The sequence below is a fragment of the Streptomyces guryensis genome (genome assembly GCF_021261325.1).
Lineage (GTDB): Bacteria > Actinomycetota > Actinomycetes > Streptomycetales > Streptomycetaceae > Streptomyces > Streptomyces guryensis.
Genome location: NZ_JAJSBI010000026.1, coordinates 111952 through 125754, shown reverse-complemented (window position 1 = coordinate 125754; position 13803 = coordinate 111952). Strand labels below are relative to the sequence as shown.

Sequence of the window (13803 nt, the reverse complement as noted above, 5' to 3'; positions counted from 1 at the left end):
GAGATGCGGCGGCTGCTCTACGAGGTCGTCGACGGACACATGGTGAAGCGAGACGTCCTTGCGGTCGCGGCCTGGGCGGAGCCGGTTGTCACCGAAGACAGTGCCCCGGGTTGGTACTCCGCGGAAGCCGGCTGAGACGGAAACTGAGACGGACAACGACGAAGGGCCCCACCGCGAACGGTGGGGCCCTTCGACATCGTGCCCGGTGAGGCACTGGCGGAGGATACGAGATTCGAACTCGTGAGGGGTTGCCCCCAACACGCTTTCCAAATGTTCGTCCGGGGATCCGGAGGAGGCCAGGAGCGTTCTGACCTGCGGCGGAGAGGCCAGCTTGCGGGAGGGCGTACGGCGCTGGACGGGGGTGAATGCAACCAGAACTGCAACCAGCCCCTCTCAGCGTTCGGCTGGTCAGAGGCCCCGATTGGCGCGCGGGTGGCCGGTCGGCGCTGTTACCCCTGTTCCTGTCGGCCTCCGCATCCCAACCCGAGGGGACGGCCTTGCAGCGACCCTCCCGCCAGGTGTGTCCCGGCACACTGAGCCCACTGTGCCGGGGGGCGTGTAGCCAGCCGTACATCGGGCTGCATCAATGATCACCACGGGTTGGAGGGGGTGCCGTCGGGCTCAAGGCCGTGAGGCCAAAGCCGAGCCCGGTTCTCGCTGAGGAAATGGATCGCGTTGACATCTCCAGCGTTAGTGGCCAGCAGCGCCAGGCTCTCCGCCTTGGCAGTGTCACCGGCTTGTTCTGCCATACGAGCCAGATGGGCCAGAGCTAACGGATAGCCGTAGCCAGCTGCCTCCCAGGCGAGGGCTTCAGCTGCGATGGTGTCGCCGACGGTGCCCCGCAGTTCTGCGAGGTAGAGCAGATTGCCGGGGTCACCGGCTTCAGCAGCCTGCCGCGCCATGGCCTCGGCGTCGGCGTGGTCACCCGATCTCTCGCGTATCGCCAGCAGACTGAGCAGAGAGGACCCGTCGCCCAGTTCGACAGCCCGCCGGTACAGCTCCTCAGCCTGGGCCTGCTCTCCGAGAACCTCCAGGAGGGTCGCATGGGTGTTCAACTGCAGTGCCGAAGTGCCAGCGTCGATTGGGCACATTCGAAGGGTTTGCTCGTACAACCTGCGCGCTGTGGCATGCTGACCCGCCTCCGCTTGGAACAACCCCAGAAGAAGCATGCATGCGGGCTCGCCAGTCTCGGCGGCCTGCAGCGCAAGGCGATACGCCTCGTCGTCGCGACTGGTCTCCAATCGTTGCGTCACTAGCCCGACGAGAGCAGCAGGCTCGTCGAGCGCGGCGGCCTCCCATGCGAGTACTTCGGCAGTGTCCCTGTCACCGCCCCTCTCGCACATCTCTGACACCGCGACCAGTGCGTATGTATGGCCCATGTCCGCCGCCTCGCGTGCCAAACGCGCGGCGCTCACGAAGTCAGCTTTCTCGCCCCGCAGTGTCGCGAGTCGCTCCAGAGCGGTGGCCTCTTCCCTTGACGCAGCCCTTCTCGCCATGTCCTCCGCTTCGTCGGCCTCACCCGCCTGTTCACGTATCTCGACCAGCGCTGCCTGGGCGTGCCTGAAACCTGTCTGTGCGGCCTGCGCGTAGAGCTCTTCCGCGACGTCGTGGCGTCCAGATCTCCTGAGTACATGGGCGAAGTGCAGAAGTGCGCCGGGCTCACCGAGAGCGCCTGCCCGGACAGTCAGTTGTGTGGCCCAGTAGGTTCGGTGTCTGTTTGCAGCGGCGGTTGCGAGCTGCGCGAGATCATCCGCATCTGTGATGAGCTCGTGCGCTGCCGCCCAGAATGACTCGGGTGGGCAAAGCGGCCATCTCTCCAGCCGACCGAGCTGCTCGAGGTAGTCCGCCAACCGCAGGCGTACATCGTGTGGGGACTGCTGTTCATCTGTGGTGTGGCCGCTTCGTCGAGGTCGCATGACACGCAGCGGGGCGAGATAGCCGCGGACGGATCCCGTCGACTCGATTACGGCTTGATCGACCCAGTCGTCATCCAGCAGGTCGTACTCCTCGTCCGTGAGGTAGTCCTCGGCCGCCTGCGCGAGGAAGTCCAAGGGGAGGTCCGGACCTGTGCCAAGCCTGCGAGCGTCGATCGCGGCGTGAAGCACGGCCCGAGCTTTCGGTGAGGCGCTGCGATAGCGGCGCATAAGTTCTGGGGCGCCAGCCAAGAACTGTGTCAGCTGCCTATCGCTGGCGTGCCGTAGAGCGTGGGCGAGCTGCTGATCGCCGTCGGCAGCAAGTCGTTCGGCGTTTTCGATTGCTGTGTGATCAAACTGGTTCGGGACAGTGATCAATCGACCTGCGAGCAGCTCTCGTGCGTGCGCGTGCGGGTCGTCGGCATCATGCTGAGGCACTGCGGTGTATCGATTGGCGTGCACGGGCCACAATGTGCCTAGCATCAGCACAGGAGCGCATTCCGGGTCATTGAGCAAGCGCCGGAGACCCGCGGCGATGCGCTCGCCCAGTCCACCGCCTGCGTCTAGGAAACGCTGAGTTTCATTCAGCCACACCACCGTGCGGGGGCCCAGGCGCGAGACTCCGGCGAGTGCCGTTTCCGCGTCGCTCGGAGCGACTGGGCGCCACAGTCTCCATCCAAGGTCGCTCAGCGGTCGTATAGCCTCCCAGCACGCCCGGGTCTTCCCTGTTGAGGACCAACCCACCATCACGGCCATCGCGCTGTCCCCATCAACTGCGGCCGCCACTACCTTGGCCAGCCGTCTGTCGTGCGAACGGCCGACATAGACCGGCATGCTTCCCGCGCCCGGGCGCGGGGATATGGACACTCCGCTGGACTCAGAGGATTCGTCGCCGTTCGCCACATCAGCGGTCGGCTGCACCCCCAAGTCGTATGGATCCCAGCGGTCGATGGGCCTTCCCAGAGGCTGCGGGATGTCGGTGAGCTCCGGGACCGGTATGTGTGGCGGCGCGGCATGAACTACGACGGCGCGCAAGTCCAGCAGAGGACGAACTTCCAGACGTAGTGCCCGCGCCAGAGCAGCCACAGTTTGCGCTGACGGCACAGGGGCGGTGCTGCTGAACGCTTGGCTCACGGTCGTTCGACCCAAACCCACACGGACCGCCAGCTGAGACTTGGTCATCCGTGCGGCGGCCAGGCCCTCTTCCAGGCACGCCTGCAACCGCCGGCGCGCGGCCGCCCTTTCGGATGGACCGTCCAAGGTCACGCTCACTCCCGTATCGATGCTTGAGGCAGAACGTGTTCGCAGGTGTTCATCTTCTCCGTGCTGAACACCTGCGAACACGTTCTGACGCAGGTTTGACCACGACAACGACGCCCTCACCGCCGTAAAGGAGTCCCCTCCGTGTCTGTTCGGGCAGCAATAGTCATGGTTTGTTGCACCCTGACCGTGCTTGTCGCCGTACTGGTCGCCGGGGCGGCTGGGTATCTGGCCCGTCGCGACCATGCCACCTATCCGCAGGCAGTGACACGAGCGGCCGTGGCGTTTGGAGCGACCCTCACCTTGGCCGCGGCCCTCACTACTGCTCTCGACGCGGTCTGTACCGGATGAGATGCGGTTCGCGGTGTTGGAGCGGGAGCGGGCCAGGGAGTCGGCTACGCACGGCTCGCCGGACCAGGTGCACGCCCCAGCCACCACCCCATCATGGCCTCACGTTGAGGGGCCGTTCACTGCTCGGTGTCTGCCCAAAAAGGTGGCGGTCACGTCGAGTTACGGACGGCGCCGGTATCCGACGGCCACTGAGCGATGTCAGTGGCGTGCCATACAGTCCGCTCACAGGAGACCCCTGCCGGTTCTGGCCGGTAGCTCCGTAGACAAAATTCCGTACCGCATCGCTGCGTACATCGGTACTTTCTTTGATGAGCGCGCGTACTTGTCAGAGCGAGGCGAGACACAGTGCAAGAACCCGTACCTGTCACCGTCTACCAGTCCAACTTTGCCGCCTGCGTGCGGACGTTGGATCCTGGGCTGCTCGAGACACTGCGTATCAGTGAGTCTGCCGTGCTTGTTATGGAGGCTTTCGTATCGCTGTGCAAGGCGCTGACCAACGACAGCGACCCGAGGCCCTGGCAGGAGCGGGTTGAGGACTGCTTTTCAGAGGTTACGGAAGAGCAGTTGAAGGAGATAGTCCAGGCTTTCGTTGATGAATGCGAGGGTGAACCGCTGCAGCGCTGGGGGGAGAGGTTTAAGAACCAGAATTACAGCCGCTTCGTTGAGCGCCTTCTGGGGGCGGCAACGTATAAGCGCTTGATTGATTCCCTGAAGCAAGATGGTGCTGTGATCGCATTGGCCGTTAGGCGAGGAGTGCGTGCACTCACTCCTTTCGTTGTGGCGTGGAATGACGCCGTCAAGGTTTCTTCGAAAAATCAGCTCAAAGATATCCAGCCGGCCAACATTCTTACGGTGAACGCTGTCGAAATGCTGGTGTCGCTCGACAACTTCCTTGGGGAGAAGGTCCTTGCCTCTCTGCCCATGGAGGTGACGAGTGCGAAGAATTCTGATCTCGCGATGCTGGCCCCAGAAGGCATAGACGATCTTGTGGCCAGCTTTCGGTCCATGGTGGCGGACGCTTCGGTCAAGCGTGTGGAGCGCAGGAACTCTCCCCTCGTGCGGAAGATTCGAGGTGCGCGGGACGCTCTTCGGTTCTCAGAGGACGGCGTCTCTCAAGCAGCCAACTCTCTTATCGAATTGCTTGACCGCATCATGCGGGAAACGTTCAAGCCTGCGGAAGTGTTGACCTGGGTGGATGCTAATCTTCCGGGTATCGAAGATCTGACACACGAAGTGCAAGGGCAAAGGCGCCCGACCAAGCGTGCGGAAGCCTTGTGTTTTGTTTACGGCGGAGACCCCATCACGCCGCGAGAGGCTAGCGAAAACGACGATGGTCAAGGTCCCGACTTCATCCACGACGTGGTCGCTATTGCATTGGTTTCCATTCGGAATCAGTTGCAGAAGATGAAGCACGCTGATCAGGGGACACCCGAGGAGAAGAGTCAGCTCTTGGGCATCCTCGCGGCCCTCGAAGGCGCCCTCATGTTGGGCCTCACTATCGGCAGCCTGTCAGCAGAAATGGAGCCTCCAGCTGAGTTGCCTGCGGCGTAGCCGCATTGAAAGGCGGATGGGTCGTTCAGTTCGACGAGCAGGTCAGAGTCCACTCGCAACAGCTGAGGACGACTCACAACCCCGTAACAGGCTGCCCTGTGAGTTCCTGGGCAATTTGCCAGAGCTGGCCGCCGCGCGACGCCTTCACGAGGACGACGTCGCCGGGGCGGATGATGGACTTCAGGTAGGCGGCGGCGGTGGCGTTGTCACCGACCATCGCGATGTCCGGTACGCCTGCAGCTCCCGCCGCGAGGGCGAGTTGCTTGGCGAGTGCGTTGCCGACTGCCACGACGAGATCGACGCCGTTCTCGGCTGCCATGCGCCCAACCTCGCGATGGGCTTCGACGGACTCGTCGCCCAGTTCCAACATCTCTCCGAGTACGGCGATCCTGCGGCCATCTGCGGCCTCGGTCGTGTCGCCGTCTGTCTCGGTCATCAAGACTCTCCGTTGTGAATGAGGGGCGTGAAGGTGACTGCGCGGCCGGTGTAGGAAGCGGACACGCGGCTGAGGGGGACTCGGTCGTGCGTCTGGCCCCAGGCTGACGGATCCCGGAAGTGGATTGTTGGGTCGGGGCCGTCCTCGTAGCCACGAAGGATGACGAGGTGGCCGCCGGCGCGGCCATCGTCGGGGAACTGCTCGGTCACGGACACGATGAGCGGGGCGTCGTCGAGCCGCCTCGTCAGGTCTTCAACCGGGACGGGCTCGGCGGTCGAGGCAACTCCGAGTTCAGTCGCCAGGCTCGCGATCCCCGCGTGGAGTGCTCCACGTGGGGTCAGGACCTCATTCTTGACCGCGAGTTTCAGCAGTTCCGTCACCGTGGGTGCCTCGCACCCGTAGGCGAGCAGGATCATTCTCAGCGAGGCCAGGCCGCACGCCCGGTTGGACCACTCGATTCTGTCCCCGAGTGCCCATCCCCCGTGCAGATCCCACTCGGCAGGGTCGATGAGCTGACGGCACATGGGGACATCGTGGACGCGCGGCACAGCGGTAGGCTCCTACGGCGAGACGGCAGCCTCCCGCGTCAGTGTGGTGCTAGAGAAGGCGGGAGTGGGCAGGGGGACATCGTATGGCGGGCGGGCCAGCGCCTCGTGCAGCATCGCCAACACGACGTCCGTGTGCGTGAGTCCGACCATCGCGGCCCCCACTGCGAAGTTGCTGTCGCGGGACATGCCCGGTGTGCTGTTGACCTCCAGTACGTACGGCTCGTTGTCCTTGGTGAGGATGAAGTCGATGCGCGCTGCACCGCGCAGCCCGAGGCCGTCCCACAGCGTCCGGGCGTCCTCGGTGAGCTTGTCCAGCACATCGGGCGCCAGGTCGGCGGCGCGTACGGTTACGGTGCCCCTGGAGTCCGCGTCGAGTTTGGTGTCGGCGTCGTAGAAGTCGGCTTCGGTGGCCTCGGTGGCCAGTGGCGGGAAGACGACGACCGAGTTGCCCGGCAGCTCCAAGAGCCCCACAGTCATCGGCGTGCCGGTCACGTACTCCTCGACGAGCACGGCCGCGCCCTCGTCGCCGGCGGCGTCCGCCAGAGCGCCGGGCAGGTCCGCCGGATCGCGTACGAGGCTCATACCCACACTGGACCCGCCAAAGGGTGGCTTGACCATCACGGGGCGCCCGTTCCAGGTAAGGGGGCCGCCGGACCAGACGTGCCAGCCGGGCGTGGGGACGCCGAGGGTGAGCATCACCCGCTTGCAGAGGATCTTGTCGGCGGCTACCGCGGACGCCCCGACTCCGCTGCCGCAATAGGGCACGCGCAGGTAGTCGAGCAGGCCCTGTAGTCGGCCGTCCTCGCCGTACGGGCCGTGCAGGTTGGAGAGGGCCACGTCGTACTCGACCAGTTCCATGATGAAGTCGGGCTCGCACGGGTTCAGCACCTTCCAGCGGGCCCCGATCTCTTCCAGCGCCTCGGCCAGGGCGGTGACAGAACGCTGCTCGACGGGGCACTTCGAGTGGTAGAGCCTGTCCTCGGCCGACACTGGCCCGTAGATGAGGGCGACGCCGAGGCCCTGGCGGCTCTTCCCCCACTCGCGAAGCTCCTCGGCGGCCTTCTGTACTGCAAGGTCCGAGCTGGGGTTGAGGAAGAGAGTCATGCGAGTACTCCTTCGAAGGTGTGCGTGACCGGGCCGCCGACCCACTGAGTTCGGGTCGGCCGGGCGTCGTGGGGCCGGACTGTGAGCGGCTGACCGGCGCGGTTGTGGACTGTGACGGCGCGTCGCGCCACCAGTCCGCGCATGGTGGCGACGACGACGGCTGCGACTGCCCCGCTTCCGCACGACAGGGTTTCCGCCTCGACGCCACGTTCGTAGGTGCGGATCTTCAGCGCCTGGTGGCCGACGGCCTGGACGAAGTTGACGTTCGTCCCCAGTGGGGCAACGTCGGCGTGGTGGCGGACGAGGCGCCCGACCATGACCGGGTCGATGGCGTCTACGTCGTCCACGATGGCTACGACGTGTTCCGTGCCAGTGTCGGCGCTGTCGAACCAGGTCGGCCTGCCGTTGATGACGACCTGTAAGCGGCGAGGGAGGACTTCACTCACCTCGGCCGTGACCCACACGGAATCGTCGGATACGAGTGCCTCGTGCACCACACCGGCCATGTGAAGAGTCAGCTGCTGGAAGCCGTAATCGCGGTGGGCAGCCCAGGCGGAGCACCGCAGGGCATTGCCGCACATGGTTGCGATCGAGCCGTCCGCGTTGAAGCAGGCGACTTCGAGGACGGCAGGGCGGTCGCTGATCAGCCTGCTGATGACAAGGCCGTCCGCACCTACACCGGTACGCCTGGCACACAGGCGTTCTGCTTCCTTGGGCCACTCCTTGTCGCCCTCCGGGCCGAGGTCGGAGAGCAGGACGAAGTCGTTTCCGGCGCCATGGATCTTGCGAAAGCGCATGGCAAAGCTCCTCGCATGGTGAGGTGAGAGTGACGATGCGACGCCTGAACCGGGCTTGGTCAGCGGAAGTCGATGGGCCGGTACGTGACCCGGGGTTCTCGCATGATCCAGGGCTCCCGCCCGGCAAAGATCAGTACGCGGTGGGCTGCGGTGCCGGCCGAGCGCATGTCCCGGACTCGCTGGTACGCGCCGGCGAGGTAGATGAAGTCACCGATGCGGACATCGCTGGGCGGTCGGTTGCTTCCTATGGTTCCGCGAGGCGGAGGCGGTATGGAGGGTGGCTCGTTGGTCCGGCGCTCGTACATCAGCCCCTCCATATGCCGAGCAGGAGGGAGCCGCCGAGGGCGAGGAGGCTTACCGCGTAGGCGATTTGTTCGTGTCGGGGGCTCATCGGGTTCCGATCAAGTGGTGTTCCACGTGACGGCGGACTGACGGGATGCCTACCTCGGTGAGGGGCACCCAGGCCGCTGCACCCGTGTCGAGCATCGACGGGAGCACGGCGCCCGAATGGGCGCGGAAGAGGTAACGGATGCCGACCCGGAGGCGGGGCCCGTACCTGTGGTGCCCCGGCCGGGTCACGTCGACCAGGAAGGGACCCTCGGCGCCGGGCTGCGTCCACACGTCCCGGATGCCGACCTCCTCGGCCAGCAGGCGCAGGGCCGCCTCGCTGAGGGAGTCATCCGCGTCCTCCGGCTCCGCCTCCGCGAGGGCATAGCCTCCTTCGTGCCGCAGACACAGGACGCGATTGCGCTCGTCGACGATGACGGCTCCCGTGACCACGACGGGGCAGCGCCGGTCGTGGGTGCAGGCGCGGCGCTGCGAGTGGTCGCGGGCCGCGTCGTAGACCGGCAGCAGCGCCATCCTGTCGGCAGGGTGCTCGTGGAGGTAGTGGGAGAGTTCCCGAACGATCTGGTCGTCCCTGACGCTCACGGGGCATCCAGCCCGTTCCGCTCGGCGTAGATCCACAGCAGTCGCTGCGTCAGTAGGGCGACATCGCGGAGGTAGAGGTACGTCCCGAAGGTGGGAGTCTCGGCCGTCGGTCGGTTCGTGAGGTCGACCAGCCTGGTCCCCTCGCGGAGCAGGTTCCGAACCTCGCTGTCGTCGTCGGCGCCCACGTCCTCACGGAGCAGCCGGTTCAGGTCACCAGCGATCGCCGGCAACTGCCTGTCTATCGCCACACGGGTCGTGGTGTCCATTCGCAGGCCGAGGACGGTGTTCGTTCGCGAGGAGATCGCCTCTACATCGATGGGGGTGTCGTCGCCCTCGGTGTCCTCGGCCGTCTCGATCGTCTTGCCGGTACTTGCCACAGTCATCTCTGGCCCTTCCGGAGCACGCTTTCAGCCGTGCCTATAAAGCTAGGAAGGGAGCTGGGTGGGGCTCCACGAGTGTGCCGGAACTTGCCGGGCATTCACCCTAGAGATTCGATGGCAGAGGTGATGAGTTCACGCGCTGCGGGGCCGTAGACGGCAAGTTCGGCCAGCTCGCCGAACGTCTTGGCATACATGGCAAGTTCGTGCTTCTGGACGACGGTGAGATGTGCCGAGATCAATTCGACGTTCACCAACTCGTCGTCGTATAGGAAGAATCCCTCTACGGGCCAGAGGCCCGAACGGTCGGCGTCCTGGGGGATGATGCCGATGCTCACGGACGGGAGGGCCATGACGCTGAGGAGATAGCCGAGTTGGCCGGCCATCACGTCGGTGCCGCCGATGCGGTACCGCAGAACGCTTTCTTCCAAGAGGATGGCGAACTTGTGGTTCCCGTAGACGACCTGCTGCTTCTCCACACGCACCTTGACGGCCGCCGGCACATCGTCGATGAGCCCTCTGCGGTCACGAATGGAGGTCAGAATCGCGGTGATGTACGAAGCCGTCTGCACGGGGCCGGGGATGAGCCAGGGTGAGTAAATACGAAAGCGCTCGGTGCGCTCCCACAGGGGAACCACGGACTCCTGCGCCCACTTCAGCCCATGGCGCTCCATCTTGCGCCACTCGACATACATGCCCTCAATTCCGCGGGCTGTCGAGACGAGGTCCTCTGCCTCACTCGCCGCGCCGCAGGCGGAACACCAATCGCGAAGGTCGCGCTCCGAGGGCGAACGGGCGCCGCTCTCGAAGCGCGATGCCTTCGACTCGTGCCAGCCCAGACTTTGGGCCAGCGCTCGCTTGGTGAGTCCGGCCGCTGTCCGGATCTCAGCCAGGCGTTGCCCGAGCGCCTTGCGGGCTTCCTGGACGCTCGATGAGGGTGATGTCATGTCGGTGCGTGGATGCTGTTCGAGCCGTCAGGCCAGCTCGAACTGTGCATGCGGCGTCGCGCGCTTCCACACGGCTTCGAAGGCTGACTCGCAGAGCTTCGCCACTTCAGCGTCCTCCGTGAGTTCCACCTCCATGTTCTCGCCCTCGCCGTCGAAGTGGTTGACGAGGACGACGCTGGAGTCGAAAAGCCAGAAGTCATTGCCCGGCAGCGCGAGGTCGGTCGCGTTGCGGCGCGAGAGCCAACGCACCTCTTCGCCGGCAGCGATGTTCAGCCCATTGGTCACGTCGTGCTCGAAGCGGATGTACTCGCTGACCGGTGTCGACATGACGCGGGCACGTCGAACCTGGACGCCTCGCGCGGTCGCCTCCGTGACGATGGCGTGCCAGTTAGCCCAGCGCTCGGCGGGATCGAGGACCACACCGGCCTTCCAGTCGATGAAGGCCGGGTCCGACTTCATGTAGGCGTCGCGCATCTCCAGATGGACAGCCGTCCTCTGGCAGTCGCGGAACAACTCCTCAAACGTCGGGGGCCTCGTCATCCTTCTTCACCTCCAGGAAGAACTGCACCATGCGACGGGGGATCTCCACCACCGACTCGTGTCCGGGGATGTCCATCTGCCCGAGGCGCTCTGCGTCCTCCACCTTCCACCCCTGCACGAGGTAGCTGTCCTTCTCCTCATCGAGGTAGATGGTGGGCGAGCCGCCACTGGGACTCTCCGGGTCCTTGCCGAGCTTACGCAGAGCCATGATGTCCTCCTCGGAAGCCGGTAACGATCTCTGTGCCAGAGCTTGCCCGCGACCGAGCCCTGAGGCCAGGAACTTGCCGAAACTTGCCAGGACTTCGGACGGTGCCCCGACCAGCAGCACCTGGTCGACGCGCAGGGGGCGCGGATGCGTTCCACCTCGGCGGCTCATCAGTTCGCCGCAGGCAGACAGGGAAGATCCCGCAACTACTGGTGCACGGCGACCAAGCATGTCAACGTGGACGACCTTCCGAACCCCCAGGTCAACGACCGTCCGTCAGTGACCTCTCCCCGAACCTACGGAGGCGCCCCTGCAACCGCACCACTCCAGCGATCCCTTCCGACCCGAACCATCGGACCCGGTGTACTGGGTCACTCCGCGTCACTTGGCTGGAGATGACGATGCGCTTGCCGAGCGGATCGGCGACACCCTGGCCGGCCTCGGCTGGCGCATGTGGCCCACCGCCCGCCACACCCTGCTGTACGTCAGCCCGGATGGGCTGTGCGGCGCTGAATGGATTCTCGCGGCCTACCCGTTCGAGCTGGGCGGACTGCCGGCGGCCTGGCAGCTGAGCGCCCGATCGCATCCCACGTCCGTGATGCCGGAGTGGAACGCGTACTTCACCACCGGCGTCCCGTACGAGGCGCTCGCCGACCTCCTCATGGAGATCGATAGCCGCAAGACCCCCGACGTGGGCTTGGAAGGGCCCGAGACCGTCCTCAACGCGCTCTGTGCCCGTGGCTGGATCCGTGACGTGGATCGGCCTCGCACCACTGCGGTGGACCCCGGGTTCTCCTCAAGTGTGTCCCTGGAGATGCTGCCACCGCTCATCGAAGACGCAGACCCGCGGCCCGACCTGGTGGGCTGGCAGGCGTGGGCGGCACCCGTATCTGGCGTCCCGTATCTGTGGTGTGCCAGCTTCAGCGCCAGCGTCCCTCACGGCCTGGTTGCCGCGTTCGCTTCCTCGCTCGCCTCGCCGGTTCCGGTGCCTCGCCGCACTGTGCCCGAGAGCGCCGAGGGGCGGCTCACCGTCGTCCGTCGCAGCTGACGACCTCCGCCCCCTTGGAGCCGTTGGTGTGCGGCTCGTTCGCCAGTCTTTCCCAGCAGCCGCACGTTTCCCGTGCCTGCCACATAACAGAGAGGAAGAGATTTTGTTCTTTCGACGCGCTCGCGAGGACCGCGCATTTCGTGAGGCCCAGCGTGCGGGCTTTGCGCTGCTTCTGCAGCTGCAGGCCACGCAGCCGTGGCTCGATGCCCCCGAGCAGAACGCACCGGCTCCGGCTGAGGAGGAAGTGGTGGCGCCAGACTTCCTGCCGCCGGACTTGCGGGTGCCGTCCCGGCAGGAGGTGGCCGGACTGATGATGCCCTGTAAACAGCCGCTCGTCATCGACGGAGAGGTCCGTACATGCCCCGGGTGTGGCGCGTACCGGGACTGGATCGTCTTCTGCATGCGTGACGACTCGATCTGGCTGCGATGCCGCGCCGGCCACGAGACGAACGAGCCCCGTCTGGACGCGGCCTGGTACAACCGCCACTCCGGCCCCGTCGACAGGTTCCACCCCACCCTCGAAGAGGGCCTGCGCCACCTCGGCCACTGAACCCCCGAAGCCCCTCCATCTCTTCGCATTGCCGGCCTCCGGAGGACCGGCCTGGTCAACCTGTCCGCTTCGCAGACCACTAGGGGTTCACATGCGCTTTCACACCACGACCGTCCTCAGCCTCGGTGCCCTTGCCGTCCTTGCCCTGACCGGCTGTTCGACCGGCAAAGCTGATTCCAGCGCCTCATCGTCCTCTACGACCGTCTCGGCGCACCCGGACGACGAGAGTGCTCCGGCGTCCGCTCCGCTTTCCTCGGCCGCACTGGCCAAGCGGCTCCTGGACGAGAACGATCTGGGCGAGGGCTACACCCGCACGCCGCAGCGCGCCGCGCAGCACGACGACGTGACCGTTATCGGCTGTCCGGCGCTGGAGAAGCTCGGCAGCGAGGCAGCGATCGGCGGCAGCCTCGACTTCCCGCACAAGGCGAAGGCGTCCTTCACCTATGCGGGCGCCAGCGACTCCGAGGTGGCCGAGGAGCTGTACAGCGACGCCGAGGACAAGCTCTCCCGGAGCGTGGGCCGGATCTTCGAGGCGATGACCTCCTACCCCACCTACCAGGTCCTCACCGGCAGTACGCCCGTCACGGTGACGACTCGGAAGGTGCTCGTCGCCCGCCTGGGCGACGAGCAGTGGAGCCAGCTGCTGACCTTTGCCGCTGGCGGGCGCAGCAGCATCGTCAAGCAGACGGCCGTCCGCACCGGGACGGTGGTCGTCGTGGTCTCTTATGCAGGTGCGGACATGTCCAAGAGCTGCAAAGCGGTTCCGCCGCTTCGTGGGTAGCTGAGGCTGCTCGGCCTCGACCGTAGTGATCTTTGCTCGGTGTAGGAACCCTGTGTGACAGGTTCCGGCGTACCGTGCGGGAGAAACGAAGCACATCGCGGAGCAGATCCTCGGTGCCGGTGACGGGCTCGTGATCGTGTGTCCCGTGTTGTCAATGGTGCAACAGACCCGCGAGGGTGCCCGTGAGGGTGGCGGCGAGGGTCAGGGTGGCAGCGAAGGCTACGGCTCCGCGGGTGAGAGCAGCAGCGCGGGTCGCGTGGTCACGGCGGGCGAGGTAGCCGGCGGCGACCGCGACCAGGACTGCGATCAGCAAGATCAGCGCACAGCCCAGGAGGATCACGGCGGCGTGGTCGGTCACGGATGTTGTCCTCTTCGTCGTATGCAGTGGTGACGAGAGACAAGTTGGACCAGTCGGTGTTCGACGCCGTTCGGGTGAACGATGATGAACACTGTCGAACGGGAGCT

The 13803-nt window shown here is 65.5% G+C and carries 17 protein-coding genes; 5 read left to right on the top strand and 12 right to left on the bottom strand.

Features of this window, described 5'->3' with window-relative positions:
• Positions 1–3 precede the first annotated feature (3 nt).
• Positions 4–135 carry a hypothetical protein gene (locus LJ657_RS48350; protein ID WP_269787363.1) on the top strand — a complete coding sequence of 44 codons (132 nt, stop codon included), beginning with the start codon at positions 4–6 and terminating at the stop codon, positions 133–135.
• 455 nt (positions 136–590) lie between these two features.
• Here the strand turns inward: LJ657_RS48350 and LJ657_RS37450 are convergent, their stop codons facing one another.
• Complete coding sequence (locus LJ657_RS37450) at positions 591–2375, bottom strand: tetratricopeptide repeat protein (RefSeq protein WP_232653508.1); 1785 nt, start codon at positions 2373–2375, stop codon at positions 591–593.
• A 1494-nt stretch (positions 2376–3869) separates the two neighbouring features.
• On the opposite strand from LJ657_RS37450, the gene LJ657_RS37445 reads away from it, so the two are divergent.
• Positions 3870–5075 (top strand): hypothetical protein, encoded by a 1206-nt coding sequence (locus LJ657_RS37445; RefSeq protein WP_232653496.1) that lies wholly within the window; start codon positions 3870–3872, stop codon positions 5073–5075.
• A 73-nt stretch (positions 5076–5148) separates the two neighbouring features.
• Here LJ657_RS37445 and LJ657_RS37440 read toward each other — a convergent pair whose 3' ends face one another.
• The 10 genes from LJ657_RS37440 to LJ657_RS37395 all read right to left on the bottom strand — a co-directional run bounded on the left by LJ657_RS37440 (position 5149) and on the right by LJ657_RS37395 (position 10962).
• Entirely contained in the window at positions 5149–5511 is a 363-nt protein-coding gene (locus LJ657_RS37440; RefSeq protein WP_232653494.1) for a glutamate ligase domain-containing protein, read from the bottom strand.
• Positions 5511–6035 (bottom strand): C39 family peptidase, encoded by a 525-nt coding sequence (locus tag LJ657_RS37435; protein ID WP_232653491.1) that lies wholly within the window; start codon positions 6033–6035, stop codon positions 5511–5513. Before LJ657_RS37435 ends, LJ657_RS37440 begins: the two co-directional genes overlap by 1 nt.
• 36 nt (positions 6036–6071) lie before the next feature.
• Positions 6072–7163, bottom strand: coding sequence for a D-alanine--D-alanine ligase family protein (locus LJ657_RS37430; protein ID WP_232653487.1), 1092 nt, complete (start codon positions 7161–7163; stop codon positions 6072–6074).
• Complete coding sequence (dapF, locus tag LJ657_RS37425) at positions 7160–7960, bottom strand: diaminopimelate epimerase (protein ID WP_232653484.1); 801 nt, start codon at positions 7958–7960, stop codon at positions 7160–7162. The genes LJ657_RS37430 and dapF overlap by 4 nt, the downstream gene beginning before the upstream one ends.
• Positions 7961–8019: 59 nt before the next feature.
• Positions 8020–8265 carry a hypothetical protein gene (locus LJ657_RS37420; protein ID WP_232653481.1) on the bottom strand — a complete coding sequence of 82 codons (246 nt, stop codon included), beginning with the start codon at positions 8263–8265 and terminating at the stop codon, positions 8020–8022.
• A gap of 82 nt (positions 8266–8347) precedes the next feature.
• Positions 8348–8890: an NUDIX domain-containing protein gene (locus LJ657_RS37415; RefSeq protein WP_232653478.1), complete on the bottom strand. Its 543-nt coding sequence runs from the start codon at positions 8888–8890 to the stop codon at positions 8348–8350.
• Positions 8887–9273, bottom strand: a complete 387-nt coding sequence (locus LJ657_RS37410; protein ID WP_232653475.1) for a hypothetical protein — start codon at positions 9271–9273, stop codon at positions 8887–8889. Before LJ657_RS37410 ends, LJ657_RS37415 begins: the two co-directional genes overlap by 4 nt.
• A gap of 95 nt (positions 9274–9368) precedes the next feature.
• Positions 9369–10214 carry a helix-turn-helix domain-containing protein gene (locus LJ657_RS37405; protein WP_232653472.1) on the bottom strand — a complete coding sequence of 282 codons (846 nt, stop codon included), beginning with the start codon at positions 10212–10214 and terminating at the stop codon, positions 9369–9371.
• A gap of 27 nt (positions 10215–10241) precedes the next feature.
• Complete coding sequence (locus LJ657_RS37400) at positions 10242–10754, bottom strand: DUF6879 family protein (protein WP_232653469.1); 513 nt, start codon at positions 10752–10754, stop codon at positions 10242–10244.
• On the bottom strand, positions 10732–10962 hold the full coding sequence (locus tag LJ657_RS37395; RefSeq protein ID WP_062723440.1) for a hypothetical protein: 231 nt from the start codon (positions 10960–10962) through the stop codon (positions 10732–10734). Before LJ657_RS37395 ends, LJ657_RS37400 begins: the two co-directional genes overlap by 23 nt.
• Positions 10963–11320: 358 nt before the next feature.
• Here LJ657_RS37395 and LJ657_RS37390 point away from each other — a divergent pair, with 358 nt between their 5' ends.
• From LJ657_RS37390 to LJ657_RS37380, 3 genes are all read left to right on the top strand, one after another.
• Positions 11321–12007: an SPDY domain-containing protein gene (locus LJ657_RS37390; protein WP_232653466.1), complete on the top strand. Its 687-nt coding sequence runs from the start codon at positions 11321–11323 to the stop codon at positions 12005–12007.
• A gap of 247 nt (positions 12008–12254) precedes the next feature.
• Entirely contained in the window at positions 12255–12557 is a 303-nt protein-coding gene (locus LJ657_RS37385) for a hypothetical protein (RefSeq protein WP_372488024.1), read from the top strand.
• A 91-nt stretch (positions 12558–12648) separates the two neighbouring features.
• On the top strand, positions 12649–13338 hold the full coding sequence (locus LJ657_RS37380) for a hypothetical protein (protein WP_232653460.1): 690 nt from the start codon (positions 12649–12651) through the stop codon (positions 13336–13338).
• A 151-nt stretch (positions 13339–13489) separates the two neighbouring features.
• Here LJ657_RS37380 and LJ657_RS37375 read toward each other — a convergent pair whose 3' ends face one another.
• Positions 13490–13696 carry a hypothetical protein gene (locus LJ657_RS37375; protein ID WP_232653457.1) on the bottom strand — a complete coding sequence of 69 codons (207 nt, stop codon included), beginning with the start codon at positions 13694–13696 and terminating at the stop codon, positions 13490–13492.
• Positions 13697–13803: the final 107 nt, after the last annotated feature.